The sequence below is a fragment of the Peribacillus sp. P4_C12 genome, from assembly GCF_056402095.1.
This window is the reverse complement of the sequence record NZ_JBFUIB010000006.1, coordinates 31,556-49,309: the sequence shown is the minus strand read 5'-3', so window position 1 is coordinate 49,309 and position 17,754 is coordinate 31,556. Positions and strand designations below refer to the sequence as shown.

Sequence of the window (17,754 nt, the reverse complement as noted above, 5' to 3'; positions counted from 1 at the left end):
AGCGCCTGTAGTTCAATAAGAAAAGGTTGCCGTAGCACCCTGTTTTTGAAGTAAAGCATCCATTAGTTCGACAAGAAATTTATTTCGTTTTCCTTTTATGTACGTTTAAATACCTATACAACTGATAGGATAGACAAGCTATATTTGCCATATAAGTAAAACGCAAGAGGTATAGCTGTTAAGTCAGATATTTTATTAAAAGTGAGTGTTATGTTTGAACAACAAGGTTACCCTGGTACCCCCTATGTAAAGGATTTGTGACACTTAAGAAACAGAAAATACTAGTCTTGAAAAAGCTGTTCGACAAGTGCTTTCAGAAAGAGCAGGAGCAACAGTTTGCTTTATGAATCAAGACATATTAGAAAAGACTATAGAAAGCCTGGAAGCTAAATTAAAACAAGTAAAGTAGTAAAATACAGAACTTATAGAATTTAATAGAAGAATAGAATCCCAACTCACGAAAAGATGGTGGCAGAAATTATTTGATCGGAGTAAAATCTCGATCTTCTTTATTGTTGAAAAAATCGTAACAAAGAAGGCGTCTCACATAGGACGGTAAACAACATTACGAACGGAGTTGTAATTATTATGAGTAGAAAAAAACAATATATATGACATTGGGACTCGTTAGTTGTTTCTTGATGATTGGAATTGCAGTTATTTCAATATTAGTCAACGTTAAAACCTTTGATAGAAATTCACTAGGTAAAACGGGGTCACCGTCGATCGGTAGTGGCGGCGAAGATTATTCCAAGGAAGTTGTGAATGAACCCGTTGAAAAAGATATTGTCAAATTGGCGGACGGCACGGACGCACACTGATATACCAATCCTGAACCCATTTTAAACCATTCATAAATTCTCTCTCCCTAAGTTACCATAACTCGATGTTATCGGTACTGAAAAGGATCTTCGGTTGGAAGATCCTTTTAGCTTCTTATTCAATTAAAGCGCCTGATTACGGAAGATCATTCCAAGGCCTTATTAAAAGTAAAACTCCTTGTTGCTTATAGAGCTGTCACTTGATCAAAAGGCATTGATTCCCCATCCACTAGAACATCTATTACATCGTGTCCTGGGTCCGTTGTTAAATAATAAGTTTTTTGCTTTACAACATCATTTTGTAGATTAGATACATTAAACTTTATGGTTACTGTATCCCCTTGTGTTTCTAAATCCGTTCCTACATCTCCATTTGATTGAAAAATAATATAATAGCCTTTTTTACCATCATTGATTAATTGAAGTTTTAAATTGGAATCAACTTTTTCCTGCACATTATCAGGTACATATTCAATTTCACTAAAACTCAACGTTGATGAATTACAGGCCGATAAAATTAAAATTATTAAAAATGTGGCTACAAATATTTTCTTCAATGCCCTTCACTCCTTCTGTCCTATACTTTAGTACGATTAATCTCAATATTAAACGTAATTCCGAGTGCAGTCACTCATATTCCTAAAGAGGCAAGCCACTACGCCTTTGCAACTCGTTATTTCGCAATCTGGCTCTTTAGTTGAACAAGGTCCCAAATTATCACATGAATACTGTATACAAATCTAGTTCACTAAAAGCCAAATCCCTTTGTATCAGGGGTTTGGCTTTTAGTCGTTTTTTATCGTTTATTCAGGATTTTATACAACCTTGATGTAGCAAGGGTTTGCTAGATGATCAATAAAAAGGCCCTAGATTAACCACTAGAGCTTTTTCTATTTCATCTTTATTTATCTAATTATGAAAGCTGTAGGTTCGTAAAAGTACACTTTTACGAACTTTTTTTTGATTTTTCTACTTCAACTAAGGGGCAGGTTAGTCGAAGTAGAATTATTAATGATGTTGTTACATAAAGTGTACAAGAAAAAATAAGGAGGTAATTATGAATAAAAACCTAATGGCTTTTTCTATTATTTTTTTGGGGTTAAGTATTATTTTAGGTTGTTGGTTTATTTCACAATCTTTAAGTTTCAAAAAAGATGATGTGGTGGAGCAAAATCGTTATGAATTTATCATAATGAATGATAATGAGAATAGAATTTTTGATAAACAGACAGGAGAATATTGGCAAAGCATATCTAATAACGATAATTGGGACAAAAAAACTCCACTAACCTCAAATCAATCAAATTAGTATATTGCATCAAAAAAGTTAAACGCCAGTCCTATATGGAATACACAGTAGATTTGGAAATGAATCAGAACACAATGTTTGAAATTTTATAATTTTTATAAATAGTTAGAAGAGAGTAGGTGTAAGCCACCACTTGTACCAATACAATATTGTGAAGGATTACACTTAAAGTAACGGGTGCTTTACTTCAATAAGGGGTTACTACGGCAACCTTTTTCTAATGGAACTACGGGGCAGGTTTGTTGATGAAAAATGAACCTCTTGTTGTTCAATTTACGTAGATGATAATAACAAGGCTTAAATTAATTAGGAGTTGATATTACCTTGATTTGTTTATGGCTTTTGCTGGGGGAATTATTGCTATTACCGGCTTCTCCGTAATATTGGGGAGAAGGATTTTGGAACCGAAGAAAGAACTTCAACAAAAAATAGATAAACTAGAAGAAGAGGTTCGTATATTAAAAAATCACAATTAATAAACTATGCTTTAATGTACAGATGCGTTAGCTTATCGGAGCTGTCTATAAGGCTTGATAACAGGGTTCTTGCTGTAGACCGCAAAGTAACCTGTAATAAAAGTAAGGACAAAAAATTCTCCTTGTGTTTCTATTTCTTGAGGCTCACTTCGATTGACTGCTCTATATAGAGAACCTTGAGATATTCCTCTTACTTCCAAAATCTCTTTTAATGAATACTCTTTACAATCATACATTTGCAGAGCAACAGTAAGTTTTTCTTTATCTAACTTAGGTCTACCCAATTCTTTTCCAACTGCTGTATAATGCTGAGGATATCCAATGGTTTACGACCTAAACGGGAGATACTTTCCACTACAGCTGTATCTCCTTGTCTGATTACATCAAACAACCGATGAAGTCCTTTTCGATCTTTAATGGTACCAGTAAACTTCTCGTATACTAATTTTTCACAATCATATTCAGTATATAAGAAGATTATTAATTGGAGGTAAGTTGATGATTCGAAGATCTATCTTAATATTTTTAACGTTAATCGTATTCCTTGCTGGTTGTAGTAATGAAGCAGAAAGGAATACCTCAAAAATTCAGAAACCATCAGATTCAAATCAAAGTACACCTCAGACTTCCTTAACAGATGAACAAATATTAATGATACCTCCAGGACGTTTTGCTGGTTCTAACTATGATGAACAGAAAGTTCAGGCGGTTCTGGATCAATTACCAAGTAATTTGACAGCTGATCAATATATGGAAGAACTACTCCTCCTATTGGCTGAAGACTATCGCCCTTATGTGTCCACTTTCATTAATTTTGAATCCGAAGTTACAGTGAATAATCAACGACCTAATGAAAAGGTTACATTACCCACAAGTAAGAAGTTACATATTTCAATCTTACTTGATGCCAGTGGCAGCATGAAAGAACAGATTAATGGAAAATCAAAAATGGATTCTGCAAAAGAAGCTATTCAGAGCTTCGGGGATAAATTACCAAAAAATGCAGAGATATCTTTGCGGGTTTACGGACATAAAGGAACAGGAAGTCAGAAAGATAAACAAATATCATGTAACAGTACAGAAGAAATCTTTCATGGTCAAGGTGAGCAGACAAATCAAATAAAAACGGTACTTCAAGGTGTAAAACCGGCTGGATGGACACCAATTGCAAATGCTCTAAAATCTGTAAAACAAGATATTAATCCTGAGACAACCGATTCGATTGTATATGTGGTAAGTGATGGAATTGAAACATGTGGAGGTAATCCAGTACAGATTGCAAAAGAACTCAATCAATCAAAGGTTAAGACAGTTGTGAATATTATTGGCTTTGAGGTGGATAATGAAGGACAAAAAATGCTTCGACAGGTTGCTACATCTGGTGGTGGAGAATTTACTTCCATTGATAATGACGAAACACTAAAAAATTATCTGGATAAAACGTATGATAAATTACGAGGCGAGTGGACGAGATGGAAAGAAAAAGGAGCAGGGGAGGCAAATATACAAAAAGAACAGAAACAGGGAACAATCAATAGAACACAAGAAACGATGCAAGGTCTAGCGAACAAAGAACATTCTAATCTGCTTGCAGCCCTTAAGTATCTAGAAACTAGAAAAGAAAATGCTTTCCCCCAGAACGAGCTCTTTAAAAAGGTTAATGAACGCCAAAATTTCGCATGGAATTATGCTCGCGATACAGGGAAGCGTTTGTATGAAGAAGTTTCTAAAAGTGGAAATAAGGTTTATGACGATATAACTGATGAAGGAAATAAGAATATCGATGATTTGACTAATAATAAAAATAATTAGCTGCTGCAGCGGAATGACTCGGGCATGCTTTTGAAAATGTGATGGAGGCGGCCGAGGGCGCTACCCAATTGCTAGGAGGGGTCCAGACAGCATTTTGGCAAAATTGTACGTTAAGGATATAAATGTTGATATAAAAGGGGTGTTCCATTAACGTTCGATTATGGTACTGATGCATTTAAACTCAATCCAGGCTAAATATTAGTACCAAAAGGTGTTCCAAAATCAAAGTATCAGTTACACCCTTTATGAAACTATCATAACGTACGTAAATCACCTATTTTCCACTTTGAAAATGTCAGGTTGATAATGTTTTCACTTGAATAAATTTTGCTTTTCGATACTAATCACGCACCTTTTTTAGAGTAATAGTATCAGTATGTCCTAGATTTAGAGATTAATTGCAATTGTGTTGAAATTTTTGCACCAGAACCTAATAATGTATATATTGATTTAAAAGTGGAATTACCTTAGAATAAAAAGCAAAGATTACCTTTTTAGGATATCGGACCTTTCCAACTTTAGCAAAGAGTGGAAGGATTCAATGAAAGGCATTGTCATTAGCAGTTTCTTTACGGGACTGCTAACGACAATGCCTTTTTCATTAACTAAATCTAAATATAAGAAAGACAAAACATTTCGAATAAAATGAATGAGTGTTTCCGATATTTATTTGAATAGTTTGAACAAGGTAATTTCAATGAACTTGGAGGTCCTATAAAATGGAGTTTGTTACAAGTATAAACTCATTAGTCAACATTAAAGTAATTGGTATTGGCGGCGGAGGCAATAACGCCGTTAACCGTATGATCGAGCATGGAGTTAAAGGTGTAGAATTTATTGCTGTTAATACAGATGCACAAGCTCTTAATTTATCAAAAGCAGAGATCAAGATACTAATCGGTGCAACATTGACAAGAGGTTTAGGATCAGGGGCAAATCCAGAAGTAGGTAAAAAAGCAGTTAAAGAAAGCAAAGAGCAGATCCAAGAAGCATTAAAAGGTACAGACATGGTATTCGTTACAGCCGGAATGGGCGGCGGTATAGGAACGGGTGCTGCCCCTGCTATTGCTCAAATTGCCCGTGAGCTTGACATACTAACCATTGGCGTTGTAACACTTCCGTTTGCGTTTGAGGGCCATAAGCGTGCAACACAAGCAGCAGGCGGAATCGCCTCAATGAAGAAAGCAGTGGACACATTAATTGTTATTCCAAACGATCGCTTATTGGAGATTTTACATAAAAATACACCCATGCTTGAAGCATTTCGTGAAGCGGATAATGTTCTTCGCCAAAGTATCCAAGGTATATCGGATTTAATTGCTGTACCAGGTTTAATCAACATTGATTTTGCTGACGTGAAAACAATCATGTCCAATAAAGGGTCTGCCTTAATAGGCATTGGCAGAGCAACAGGTAAACATCGCGCTGCGGAAGCTGCAAAGAAAGCCATTTCCAGTCCGTTACTTAACACTTCCATCGACGGAGCCCAAGGTGTGCTAATGAAACTCACAGGCGCCAATATAAGTCTATATGAAGTACAAGAGGCAGCAAATATTATTACTTCTGCGGCAGACTCCGAGTTAAATATGATTTTCGGTTCTGTTATTAATGAAAACTTAAAAGATGAAATTATAGTAATTATTATTGCTACTGGCTTTAATGATCAGGAGGTTCCATCATTAAAAATGTCTGCCCGTCCTTCAATAGCAGAAATGGAAAAACCACTGTCACAAGAGTTCTGATGCAAAAATTTTACGAAGGGAGCCGTTTAGGCTTCCTTTTGTACGTTCAGTTTTTTACCTCCTTAATAATCGTAAGCTGTTAAGAATGACTAGAATCGTACTTCCTTCATGACTGATCACTTATACGGGGGTAACTCATATTACGTCGGTTGGAAAGTGATCGGCTTCCCTGGACTTAAATCTTTGGCTGACACCAACACCTTAAAGTACAGCTTTAAAGATTACTACCACCAAGATTACGATTGGGCTGATTTGATCCCTTACTTGAAAGAAAAGAAAGGGGATTAGCAATGGTTCTACCCCGGCTACGGTTATAAAGTCAAAGAATTGATGGAATTTGGCTAACTTTTTTTCCGTGCAAATAAATTAGAAGCCCAAACCCATTTGAAAACAGATCTTGGATGATAAATAAAGGAGAGAGGATGGCTAACAGTCACCTCTTTTCTTATCTAAAGAACGCTTTAAAATAGGCTTTTCCTCATTTTAATCAATCGTTTGATTAAAAAAATATTCTTGACTCCTCAACCGTTACGTTGGGCATCTTCCCAATCCTATTGCTCAGAATTGCAATCACACAAATTATATTTTAGTTCTTTTCGATTCCAGCTAGTAAGCGGTAACCGCCCCCGTAACCATAGCCACCGCCGCCGTATCCACCAACAAAGCTAGCTCCAACAATGATTAAGAGTATAAACAAAACGACTATAAAGGCGAAACCTCCACCAAATCCAAAACCGTCGTCACACCTTGATTCACAACCTGACATACAGAAACCTCTCCTTATTTGTTTTTAAGGAGAAAATTAATTAAATGGGTTATATCACCTTATGCTCTAATTAGGAAAATGACACAATAGTCTCCATTTCTGTTCATAGGATAAAATGTTGGAGGTACCCCATCACCATCAAGTTAAAATTCTATAACTCCCCCAGAGTTTTCTTAGCTTGATGGGCACATGTGGAGGTACCCCTATTTTACGTCCTATTCAAGAACTATCATTAATACTCCCACACTAGAAAAATCAGTTTAATCAATTGTGGATCTAGGATTCAAACCACTTTTTGAGTGGAACACAATAGAATTAGGTCTTATTCGTTATTGGTTTTTTTCAAAAGAAACAGACCGACAGCCGATCTTTCATATGTGTTCTTCAACTGAACTTCACTAGTTATTTGAAAGAATTTTCAGAATTTATCTATTGTGTTTTATCAGAATAGTTAGTATTATTATACCTAACTAAATTAGTTAGGTGGTATGTTGATGACGAAAAATAAAATTAAAGAAGTTGCTTACAAGCAATTAGCTGAGAAAGGCTATGAGCGTGCAACTCTTTCAAGCATTGCTAAAGAGGTGGGGATTAAAACACCGTCCATTTATGCTTTTTATAAAAGTAAAGAAGATCTATTTATGGCTGTATATAAAGATCTGTTGCAAGATAATCACCGTCACATAAAAAGTTCAATGGACAATTTAACAAATGGAACGGTAAAAGAAAAGCTCTATCAAATATTAGAAGCGATATGTCATTATCATTTAAGTCAACCTGAGAAAACGGCAGCCTATATGAAATTTACCTTTTTCCTTCCTCCGACTTTAAACGATGAAGTAAAAGAAACGTTTAGCGAGATGGAAGAGGTTCTTGGTGAGATGCTTGAAAGTATCTTTTCTGAGGGAATTAGGCAGGGGGTGCTAAAAAATCAACCTATTGATGATTTAATTGCCTCCTTTCTATGTTTAATGGATGGAATCTTTTTGGAATTGCTCTATTATCATCACCAGGAAAACAAATTTAAAAGACGGGTAGAGCAAACTTGGAGCATTTATTGGAATGGAATTTATAACGATCATGAAAAAGCAGCTTACTCTGATGAACAAAGTAAAAAAAATTGTGACAATAAATAGGGGGCTGCGTCTATGAAAGAGGAAAAAGTTATTTCAGATTTTGCACGAGAGGCCGTACCAAAGGAATTGCGAAGATCATGGTTTTCGATGTTTTCGGTATTAGTCGCTATCGGGGTCGACTTATCTGCGGTTATGTTAGGGGCGGAATTAGCGAATGGGATGCCGTTAAATCAAGCAATTTTATCGGTTTGTGTCGGATCGCTCATTCTTGCCATTTTATGTACGATTTGTGCGATTGTCGGAGCTTCCACCAATCTTTCTACATCAATGATTACAAAGTATGTATTTGGAAAATATGGTGCTCAAGTGTTTTCTGTTGTCCTCGGGATATCTTTACTTGGGTGGTTTGGGGTACAGGTGGGCTTTTTTGCTACCAATGCGCACACAGTTTTACAAGACGCCTTTCACTTATCCTTCAACGTTAAAGCCCTTTCTTTAATTGGCGGTCTACTGATGATGACGACCGCTATTTTTGGGTACCGGGCTATTGAGAAATTAAGCGTGTGGTCTGTGCCTCTATTATTAGGATTAATGCTGTTCACCTTATTTTTAACGCTGAAAAATTATTCGATACCCGTAAGTATTCCAAAAGCAGGAGGATTTACGTTTGGCAGTGCGATATCGCTTGTAATCAGTATCTTCATTGTAGGAGCAACAGTGCAGCCGGATTATGCTCGTTGGGCAAAAAGTAAAAAGGATGCAATCATTGCCACATTTTTCGGTATTTTTATTGGAAACAGCTTTATGATTATCCTGGCCATTTTAATGTCAAAGGCAATGGGAACTGATGATATGATGAAAATTTTTATCGCGCTTGGATTGGCGATTCCAGGAATACTCGTATTAACGCTCGCACAATGGACGACGAATACGACGAATTTATACTCTTCTTCGCTAAGTTTTTCATTAATTTTCACGAAAATTCCGAAAGAATGGTTAACGATTATTTTAGGAATCATTTCAACGATCCTGGCAGTTCTCGGTATTTATGATCAATTTCTTTCATTTTTAAATATTTTGGCGATTATAATCGCACCGATTGGTGGTATTTATATAGCTGAATATTTTTTTGTAAAAACTGAATTCCAACGCTATGACCAACATTTAGAGGCAAAGGCAGTCGTAATTCGTTCGAACCTTGCTTGGGTTGTTGGGATGCTGATTACTTATTTGACAACCGCACAGCCGTCAGGATTAGCTTTATTTTCCCTTACAAGCGCCTCTGCTCTTGATGGCTTTTTAACCGGATTTATTGTACAAGCGGTGTTAGGAAAACTATTGAAACAAAAGGATTCGTTTCAACAAGTAACGATTGACAAAAAAGAAAATGAGGAGTTTGGACAATGAGATATATAGATGAACAGACAATTGAAAAAATCGCATTAGGTGCAGCCGTTTTAGGAACAGGCGGCGGTGGAGATCCCTATATTGGGAAATTGATGGCGAAAGAAGCCATTAGAAAATATGGACCTGTGAAGTTAATTTCATTAGATGAATTAGAGGATGACCAGTTGGTAGTAACTGTATCTGGGATGGGTGCCCCAACTGTTGTAATTGAAAAAATACCGTCAGAACATGAAATGACAGCACCATTGGAAACGTTAGAAAGAGTGCTGGGGAGAAAAGTCGATGTGGTAATGCCAATTGAAGTAGGGGGGATCAACTCTTTATTTCCAATTATCGCAGCTGCTAAAAAAGGTTTGCCAATGTTAGATGCGGATGCGATGGGGCGTGCGTTTCCAGAAGCACAAATGGTCACCTTCTATTTGGACGGTTTTGACCCATCACCTGTTACAATGGCTGATGAGAAAGGAAACACGGTCGTGTTGTATCCACAAGGTGGAGTGTGGACAGAACGATTAGCACGTGCTCTTACGGTTGAAATGGGCGGAAGCTCATCCGTTTGTGAATATAGTCTTTTTGGAAAGGATGTCAAGATGTCAGTTATTCCTGATACACTTTCTTTGGTTGAACGAATTGGTGAATATTTGTTAGATAATCAAGTGAAAGAACAAGTAAGAATCAATAAAATGTTAGAGGAATTAAATGGATATCATTTGTTTGAAGGGAAAATTGCAGACATTGAACGGAGGCTTAGTGGAGGCTTTACAAGAGGTAGTGCAAAGTTGGAAGGTAGTCGTAATGACCAAGGGAAAACATTTACCATCTTTTTTCAAAACGAGCATTTAGTTGCGAAAGAAGGCGAGCATTTACTATGTTCTACTCCAGATTTGATTGCTGTTTTAGATGCGGAAACGGGTTTCCCTATTACAACAGAACGAATGAAATATGGTGCACGTGTTGTAGTCGTTGCATTTCCTTGCCATGATAAATGGAGAACGCCAAAGGGAATTGAAACAGCAGGACCTCGTTATTTTGGGTACGATTTTGACTATAAACCAGTAGAAGTTCTACAGAAGGAGAGAAGATAATGTATCGCTTAGGAGTAGATGTTGGAGGAACTAATACAGATGCAGCTTTACTAGACGAACGTTTACAAGTTATTCATACGGTTAAAGTACCAACTACAAAAGATGTAGAAAGTGGGATCTTTGGTGCCATCGCAAAAGTGGTACAAGAAAGCAGAATAGAGCCTAGTGATATTGGATATGCCATGCTCGGAACAACGCATTGTACGAATGCTATTGTTGAGCGTAAACGTCTAAATAAAGTAGGTGTTATTCGAATTGGGAAGCCTGCTACAACAGCTATCCCTCCGTTTGCAGATTGGCCACAAGATTTAAGAGAAGAAATTGAAGTAGCTTCCACTATTGTTTCTGGTGGCTATGAATTTGATGGAAGATTGATTTCTGAGTTAAATAGAGAAGAAGTGTCAAAATTTTGTAAAGAAATTCAGGGAAGTGTAGAAAGTATTGCTATTTCGGCTGTGTTTGCGCCTGTAAATAAAGAACAAGAAGAAAATGTTGCGAACTGGGTAAAGGAAGAGCTTGGAGATGTTCCAATTTCTCTCTCTAGTGAAATTGGCAGTATCGGTTTACTAGAACGTGAAAATGCCACTATTTTAAATGCAGCCTTAATGAAAACAGGTCAAACTGTTATTAATGGATTTTCTAAAGCATTAGTTAATCTCAATATTAAAGCGGAAATGTTTTTCAGTCAAAATGATGGAACTTTGATGAGTGCGCCTTATGCGCTTCGTTATCCGATTCTGACCATGGGGTGCGGTCCAACAAACTCTATTCGAGGTTCAGCCCATTTATCAGGAATAAAGGATGCCATTGTACTTGATGTTGGAGGGACAACGAGTGACCTTGGTGTATTAACAAGAGGATTTCCAAGACAGTCTTCTTTATCAGTAACCATTGGTGGTGTGAATACTAATTTTAGGATGCCTGATATTTTATCAATTGGGCTGGGCGGTGGAACTCGCATTTTTGGATTAGACGAAAAGTTTACGATTGGACCGGAGAGTGTAGGCTATGAGATTACCAGAAAAGCACTTCTTTTCGGTGGAGATGTATTAACTACTTCAGATGTTGTGACGCGTTTAGGATATGCTTTTGAGGATAAAGCAATGCAGGTTGAACATTTACCAATAGAGTTTTGTAATAATGTATATGAAAAAATGACAGATATGTTAGAGGATGCGATTGATCAAATGAAGACGAGCTCAAAAGAAGTACCACTTATTTTATCAGGTGGTGGGAGCATTATTGTTTCGAATTCTTTGAAAGGGGTTTCAGAGGTCGTTAGGCCAAAACATTTTGAGGCCGCAAATGCAATTGGAGCAGCACTTGGTCAAATTAGTGGTGAAGTTGAAAAGGTTTATAGTTTAGAAGGGATTTCCCGAGAAGATGCTATCCATCATGCTAAAAAGTTAGCTACTGAGGAAGCAATAAAGGCGGGAGCAAATAATGCCACTATATCGGTGGTTTCTGTAGAAGATATACCACTTTCGTATTTACCTGGAAATGCATTACTAATTAAAGTAAAAGTTGTCGGCGACTTAGTTGGTTCTGGTGTAAAAATTATTTAAAAAAGTCACAGGATATTACCTTTAAGAAAATTAAGAAGGAACTTATAGATACTTATAATTTGAAAGATTGGTATTGTTACTAGAAACCAAAGTACTGAACCACATAAACAACGACGTAATTGAGTAGAAGATTACTTAAAAACGAATTATCCTGATTTTGATGTTAAAGTGCGTGGTAAGGAAAGAATTGAGAGTTCTAAAAAGGAGTTGAAAGGGGGAATAATATTGCTTCAAAAGTTAAGCGATGAATTATTAATTAATACCTATCTTAAAAAAATTAGAAATTGATCCCAGTTTTATATCGTTATTAACCAAAGAAATAAATAAAAGATTTCGTTCTGATGTAATATAATCATTAAATTTTCTAGTACTATCTTAGAAATATACCCAGACCAACAGATAGTCTTTGYAAATGARATTGTACCWGTAAMATCGTTGAAAAAAATTCATAAGGAACAAAAACAACTCAAAGAAAAGTAGAGCAGCTAAAACGTTTTGAAATAATTGTCAATCGATATTCAAAAGAAGAAGTAGAGACAATTATCTAGTTGAAAAGCCTATTAATTAGGCTTTTTAATGTGTTTTTAAATTAAAGCAGAGGTCTCAGTCATAACTAATGGCTGATGCCGTGTGGGGGGAATCGGTTAAAGCCATTGTTGTACAAAGGGAAGGGGCTAATCTCATAGCAGAAGATATCAWTGGTTACTGCGAAGGAAAATTAGCCGGCTATAAGAAACCAAAATCAGTAGACTTTGTACATRAACTCCCACGAAACCCATCGGGGAAAATATTAAAAACAACATTGCGGGATTCCTTTGCAAATGATAGAAATGGAATCTTTCATATTAATTAATTTTTTCTATTACGGAAACAAGTTGAAAAGCAACTGCGTTGATTAAGCAGTTGCTATTTTTTTATAAAATAGACAAATAGGAGTATAGATAATAGGTTTTTTATGATGTTTATTGGTATATTATATCTATTTTACATGTTTAAGCACTATTTTTATTTATGTCAAGCTCAAGGTACTTATAAAGACAATCCCATATTCAGTGTAAAATAAGAAAGCCTAGTGATGAAATAATCATTACAAACATAATTTACAAAGAATATCCTGATAAAATTCACGAAAATGGGGGAGTAAAAGAAAGTGGAATTGGTAGAGAAGGGGTAAAGTACGCCATTGAGGAAATGACGGAACAAAAATTATCTCGACGGTAACAAGCACCAAGGTAGAAAAAAGCAGCGACATTTTTCAATCGCTACTTCTTCAAAAAGTTCCATTCATTATGGGTAGTGACAGTGCACTGGCTCTATTTCAAAAACTCCACCAGTTCCGTTGTAAATTCCCCTGAAGCCTCAATGTTGGACAGGTGGGCTCCTTCTAGTTCGACGTAGCGTGCGCCCTGAATCTGCTCAGCAAGGTATTGTCCGTCAGATGGAGGCGTTGCTAAATCCCCGGTGCCAACAATTACTAATGTTGGTACGTTAATTTGTTTGACTGAGTCCCGTTGATCCATATCACGGACTGCTGCACAGGCTTCAACATACCCCTCAGGTGAAGTCGACAAAAGAACCTTTCTCACCTGATCCAGCTCTTCAGACCCTTGCACCAGATATGGATCCCTGAACCAACGAGCCAAAACGCCCTCCGCAATTACTTCCATTCCTCCATTACGAGTAGCTGAAATTCTTGCATCCCAAATTTCACGAGGCCCGATGAAAGCAGCCGTATTGCAAAGCGCAAGTTTCCCAAGACGTTCAGGAACATTTAGTGCCAACCACATACCTGTCATGCCGCCCATTGAAACCCCAGCAAAGTGGGCACGTTCGATTCCTAAACCATCCAACAGGCCGATTACATCCTGTCCAAGTTGCTCAATTGTATAGGGACCTGTTGGCACACCTGATTCACCATGTCCACGAGTGTCATATCGTAACACGCGAAAATGCTGTGTTAGAGTTTCAATCTGGGGATTCCACATCGAAAGATCAGTCCCGAGTGAATTGGAAAGAACCAAAACTGGAAGATCTTCCCCGCCATCGAAACGGTAATGTATGCGAACACCATTAACTTCTATAAAATTCATGCCAAACACCTCCTAATAATGTCTACTTTTCTATTGATAGATAGTCGCTACCTTCAAACCAAGCCGGAATACCTGCAGTCAGTAACGCTACAAGAGATACATCAGCAATTTCCGCTTCGGTTGCTCCATATTTTTTTGCACCCTGAACATGGAGTTCTATCCCTTTTGGATACATTTCTGCGACATTAATCCCAACAAGAACAAGTTCCTTTAGTTTACGAGAGACAACATTGTCTTTTAGAACTGTTCTTCTTAAATCTGTATATCTTTCTAAAACAGACGGGTTAAATTGATTTAAAACTTTAACCCAGTTAGGCAGCTCCCCACCCACTTCTTTTTCATAATAACTGTTATAGTCAGCCAAGGAGGCGAAAAAGGACTCTTCATCTCCAGGAGGCGCAGCATTGAATTCTTCTTTTCCAACATAAGAAACCGCGTATTCAATCGCTTTAACACCCGTAAACCAGGCAGGTATGCCTCTAGAGATGATACAGGTAGCCAAAACATCGGCAACCTCCTCGATTGAGGCACCCGAATCGATAGCACCCTTTGTATGATAGATCATACTCCGTTCATATCTGCGGGCAGCATTAATACCGACCAGAATCAATTCTTTCTCCTTTTTAGAAAGGGCTCCGTCTACTAAAATTTCTCCCCTTAATTTTGTGTAATATTCAAGAGCCTTAGGTGCAAAATGATGCATCTTAGCTACCCAATCCGGAACCTGACCGTAAACACGCTCGAAAAATTCTAATCCATTAAAAGTTGTTGTCATGTTAACATCTCCCTAAGTTTTTTTATTTTTAGCATGAATGGTTATTCGACTAACACCAATTATGCGGATTTTAGAGATAATTCCGCAAGTTTTGGAATTAATTCCGTCGAGTTTTAACTTTAATTCCGTGAAATTCACAATGAATGCCGCTAAGTTCCCAATGGCTCCTACCCAGGATCTTTCGAAGGCTTTAAAAATTGCCCTTTATTCCTCGACCGACCGGAATAGTGTTGCAATCCCTTGCCCACCAGCAATACATAGGGTGCCAAGTCCCCATTTTGCGTTCCTCTTCTTCATGGCATGGATAAGTGATACACTAATTCGCGCACCGCTGTTTCCAATCGGATGTCCAAGAGCGATGGCTCCTCCATTGACGTTGATTTTTTCCATTGGTAAGTCTAGCTCTTTAATCACCGCTAATGCCTGTGCTGAAAAGGCCTCATTTAATTCTACTAAATCTAGATCGTCTAGGCAGATATTTGCCATTTCTAGTGCTTTTTTTGTTGCCTCAACAGGACCAATGCCCATCCGGTCCGGCTGTACACCAGATACTCCAAGTGCAACGACTTCCACAATAGGCTGAAGTTGATATTTCTTTACTATTTCACCGGAAACCACCAACAGCATCGAGGCACCATCATTTAACCCCGAAGAATTTCCTGCTGTAACCGTTCCACCCTTTTTAAATGCAGGTTGAAGAGTCGCCAGCTTTTCTAAACTCGTTTTTCTTGGGTGTTCGTCAACAGAGAAGACAACTGGTTCTCCTCGCTTTTGTAAAATAGAAACAGGTACAATTTCATCCTCGAAACTTCCATTTTCAATTGCATTAAAAGCTTTCACCTGGCTTCCAAAGGCAAATGAATCTTGTTCCTCACGTGAAATGGAATAGTCTTCTGCTAGGTTCTCAGCCGTCATCCCCATCACGAGACGTCCGTATTTTTCCTCCGGCTGTGAGCCAGGCTGGCTTTCCTTATTCGGATCCAAGATTTCGCCGTTACCTGATAGTAAGCCGTACCGTCCATTTCGGATATAATAAGGGGCACAACTCATACTTTCTACCCCACCGGTAATATAAGTATGCCCTACTCCAGATCGAATGGCCATAAAAGCGTTATGAATCGCCTGCATCCCGGAGCCGCACTGACGGTGTACCGTATACCCTGGCAAGGATTCCGGTAACTCGGCCTTAAGTAAAGCCTTTCGGGCGATATTAGACTGGTCCTGACTTTGTTTTGCTTGACCAATAATTACTTCGTCAATCACTTCATTAGGAAGAAGATTCTTGAGCTTAAGATCTTCAAATAATGGAAGCAAAAGATCATCAGGCTGCACATCCTTCAATGCACCACCGATTTTTCCAACAGCTGTCCTCTGTGCACTCACAACAAATACTCGATTATCCATGATTCTATCCCCTTATAAATGTCATAGCAGATTCACAAATTTCAAATGTTGCCTCTGTCTTATCCTTGACTTCATCCAAGCTGACACCCGGCATCAACTCTTTCAATATTAATCGCCCACCTTCAATGGTAAATACCGCCAACTCAGTGATGATCATATCGACCTTCCGGAGTGATGTAATTGGGTAGGTACATTTTCCAACAATTTTCGGGTCACCGTTTTTAGCGGTATGATTGGTCGTGACAATGACTTTTCCTGCTCCGCTTAAAAGGTCCATCGCTCCGCCGACACCCATAATGTTTTTTCCAGGTATCGCCCAGTTTGCAATCAAACCTTGCTCATCGACCTGTAGAGCCCCAAGGATGGCGATATTCACATGCCCTCCGCGAATCATTGCAAACGACTCCCCACTATTGAAGTACGAGGCACTAATCTCCTCGGAAATCGGGAGTTTCCCTGCATTCACCAAGCTTGGATCAAAGTCTTCGTCACTCGTTAATTCCTTTACCCCAAGCATTCCATTTTCGGTATGGAAAAAGACAGAACTTGAATCTACATATTTAGCAACAAGAGTTGGAATCCCGATCCCGAGGTTCACAATCGAGTTCGGTTGTAATTCGGCTGCAGCACGTTTGGCAATAAGTTCTTGACTCTCCCTGCTCATTTGGAAACCACTCCTTCTTTTCTTAAAATCATTTTGCTTTCGACGATGGCATCGACGAATAGGTGGGGCGTCACTATCTCTTCAGGAGACAATTTTCCAGCTTCGACAATCTCATCTACTTCCGCAATCACGTAATCAGCAGCGGTAACCATTAATGGATTAAAATTTCGTGCTGTTTTGTAATAGACTAGATTCCCAAGCGTATCTGCTTTCGCTGCTTTTACTAATGCAATATTGGCCTTTAGTGGTAGCTCGAGAACATAATGCTCGCCATTCATCTCCCGTACTTCCTTGCCTTTTGCGAGTTCAGTCCCCGCGCTTGTCTTCGTATAATAACCACCAATCCCTGCACCACCTGCACGAATCGATTCAGACATTGTACCTTGTGGCATTAACTGAATATCCAATTTCCCTTGATTATAGAAATCTCCTACTTCTCGATTGCTAGTAAAATAAGAACCTATCGCTTTTTTAATTTTCCCTTGTCGCAATAAAATCCCAAGACCTTTTCCTGGTTCACCTAGATTATTGCTAATCACCGTTAACCCATCTACATCATGTCTAGTAAGTTCATCAATCAAGGTTAAGGGTGCCCCTACAAGGYCGAACCCTCCGACCATAACGGTATCGTTAGATTTAATTTTTTTAATGATTTCTTCTACTTGCTTGACCTTTATCATCCTAATCCCCCCATAAATTGTTACCCAACAAAAAGCCCAGCCATCCCAAAAGAAAACGCATGAGCGCTCTTCTTTTGGAAAG

Annotated in this window: 17 protein-coding genes and 2 pseudogenes; 11 read left to right on the top strand and 8 right to left on the bottom strand. The window is 38.1% G+C overall.

Annotation, left to right across the window (positions count from 1 at the left end):
- Window positions 1–611: 611 nt before the first annotated feature.
- Complete coding sequence (locus tag AC1DUW_RS03200; protein ID WP_477641985.1) at window positions 612–821, top strand: hypothetical protein; 210 nt, start codon at window positions 612–614, stop codon at window positions 819–821.
- Window positions 822–1,006: 185 nt separating this feature from the next.
- On the opposite strand, the gene AC1DUW_RS03195 is transcribed toward AC1DUW_RS03200, so the two are convergent.
- Entirely contained in the window at window positions 1,007–1,378 is a 372-nt protein-coding gene (locus tag AC1DUW_RS03195; protein ID WP_477641984.1) for a peptidylprolyl isomerase, read from the bottom strand.
- A gap of 500 nt (window positions 1,379–1,878) precedes the next feature.
- On the opposite strand from AC1DUW_RS03195, the gene AC1DUW_RS03190 reads away from it, so the two are divergent.
- Window positions 1,879–2,130, top strand: a complete 252-nt coding sequence (locus AC1DUW_RS03190) for a hypothetical protein (RefSeq protein ID WP_376110711.1) — start codon at window positions 1,879–1,881, stop codon at window positions 2,128–2,130.
- Window positions 2,131–2,734: 604 nt separating this feature from the next.
- Here AC1DUW_RS03190 and AC1DUW_RS03185 read toward each other — a convergent pair.
- Window positions 2,735–3,117: pseudogene (locus AC1DUW_RS03185) on the bottom strand (recombinase family protein); the annotation flags it as partial.
- Between AC1DUW_RS03185 and AC1DUW_RS03180 the strand changes: the two are divergent.
- Together AC1DUW_RS03180 and ftsZ are read left to right on the top strand one after the other, a co-directional pair.
- Complete coding sequence (locus tag AC1DUW_RS03180) at window positions 3,105–4,418, top strand: VWA domain-containing protein (RefSeq protein ID WP_477641983.1); 1,314 nt, start codon at window positions 3,105–3,107, stop codon at window positions 4,416–4,418. The pseudogene AC1DUW_RS03185 and the gene AC1DUW_RS03180 overlap by 13 nt on opposite strands.
- Window positions 4,419–5,137: 719 nt before the next feature.
- On the top strand, window positions 5,138–6,160 hold the full coding sequence (gene ftsZ / locus AC1DUW_RS03175; RefSeq protein WP_477641982.1) for a cell division protein FtsZ: 1,023 nt from the start codon (window positions 5,138–5,140) through the stop codon (window positions 6,158–6,160).
- 649 nt (window positions 6,161–6,809) lie between these two features.
- Here ftsZ and AC1DUW_RS03170 read toward each other — a convergent pair.
- Window positions 6,810–6,926 (bottom strand): annotated as a pseudogene (locus AC1DUW_RS03170) (YjcZ family sporulation protein); the annotation flags it as partial.
- Window positions 6,927–7,420: 494 nt separating this feature from the next.
- On the opposite strand from AC1DUW_RS03170, the gene AC1DUW_RS03165 reads away from it, so the two are divergent.
- The 7 genes from AC1DUW_RS03165 to AC1DUW_RS03135 all read left to right on the top strand — a co-directional run bounded on the left by AC1DUW_RS03165 (window position 7,421) and on the right by AC1DUW_RS03135 (window position 13,280).
- The gene (locus AC1DUW_RS03165; protein WP_201183603.1) at window positions 7,421–8,062 is read left to right on the top strand and encodes a TetR/AcrR family transcriptional regulator; all 642 of its coding nucleotides are present in this window, start codon (window positions 7,421–7,423) and stop codon (window positions 8,060–8,062) included.
- Window positions 8,063–8,074: 12 nt separating this feature from the next.
- Window positions 8,075–9,409, top strand: a complete 1,335-nt coding sequence (locus tag AC1DUW_RS03160; RefSeq protein WP_477641981.1) for a cytosine permease — start codon at window positions 8,075–8,077, stop codon at window positions 9,407–9,409.
- Window positions 9,406–10,494, top strand: a complete 1,089-nt coding sequence (locus AC1DUW_RS03155) for a DUF917 domain-containing protein (protein WP_477641980.1) — start codon at window positions 9,406–9,408, stop codon at window positions 10,492–10,494. Before AC1DUW_RS03160 ends, AC1DUW_RS03155 begins: the two co-directional genes overlap by 4 nt.
- On the top strand, window positions 10,494–12,059 hold the full coding sequence (locus AC1DUW_RS03150; RefSeq protein ID WP_477641979.1) for an ROK family protein: 1,566 nt from the start codon (window positions 10,494–10,496) through the stop codon (window positions 12,057–12,059). Before AC1DUW_RS03155 ends, AC1DUW_RS03150 begins: the two co-directional genes overlap by 1 nt.
- Before the next feature lie 259 nt (window positions 12,060–12,318).
- Complete coding sequence (gene sda / locus AC1DUW_RS03145; RefSeq protein ID WP_477641995.1) at window positions 12,319–12,411, top strand: sporulation histidine kinase inhibitor Sda; 93 nt, start codon at window positions 12,319–12,321, stop codon at window positions 12,409–12,411.
- Between the two features lie 264 nt (window positions 12,412–12,675).
- On the top strand, window positions 12,676–12,912 hold the full coding sequence (locus AC1DUW_RS03140) for an AMP-binding enzyme (protein WP_477641978.1): 237 nt from the start codon (window positions 12,676–12,678) through the stop codon (window positions 12,910–12,912).
- Between the two features lie 194 nt (window positions 12,913–13,106).
- Window positions 13,107–13,280, top strand: a complete 174-nt coding sequence (locus tag AC1DUW_RS03135; RefSeq protein ID WP_477641994.1) for an aldehyde dehydrogenase family protein — start codon at window positions 13,107–13,109, stop codon at window positions 13,278–13,280.
- A gap of 92 nt (window positions 13,281–13,372) precedes the next feature.
- Here the strand turns inward: AC1DUW_RS03135 and pcaD are convergent, their stop codons facing one another.
- From pcaD to AC1DUW_RS03110, 5 genes are all read right to left on the bottom strand, one after another.
- Entirely contained in the window at window positions 13,373–14,149 is a 777-nt protein-coding gene (pcaD, locus tag AC1DUW_RS03130) for a 3-oxoadipate enol-lactonase (protein ID WP_477641977.1), read from the bottom strand.
- A 22-nt stretch (window positions 14,150–14,171) separates the two neighbouring features.
- On the bottom strand, window positions 14,172–14,924 hold the full coding sequence (locus AC1DUW_RS03125; RefSeq protein ID WP_477641976.1) for a carboxymuconolactone decarboxylase family protein: 753 nt from the start codon (window positions 14,922–14,924) through the stop codon (window positions 14,172–14,174).
- 204 nt (window positions 14,925–15,128) lie between these two features.
- Complete coding sequence (locus AC1DUW_RS03120; protein WP_477641975.1) at window positions 15,129–16,328, bottom strand: thiolase family protein; 1,200 nt, start codon at window positions 16,326–16,328, stop codon at window positions 15,129–15,131.
- 4 nt (window positions 16,329–16,332) lie between these two features.
- On the bottom strand, window positions 16,333–16,992 hold the full coding sequence (locus tag AC1DUW_RS03115; RefSeq protein WP_477641974.1) for a 3-oxoacid CoA-transferase subunit B: 660 nt from the start codon (window positions 16,990–16,992) through the stop codon (window positions 16,333–16,335).
- Entirely contained in the window at window positions 16,989–17,672 is a 684-nt protein-coding gene (locus AC1DUW_RS03110; protein ID WP_477641973.1) for a CoA transferase subunit A, read from the bottom strand. Before AC1DUW_RS03110 ends, AC1DUW_RS03115 begins: the two co-directional genes overlap by 4 nt.
- Between the last annotated feature and the right edge of the window lie 82 nt (window positions 17,673–17,754).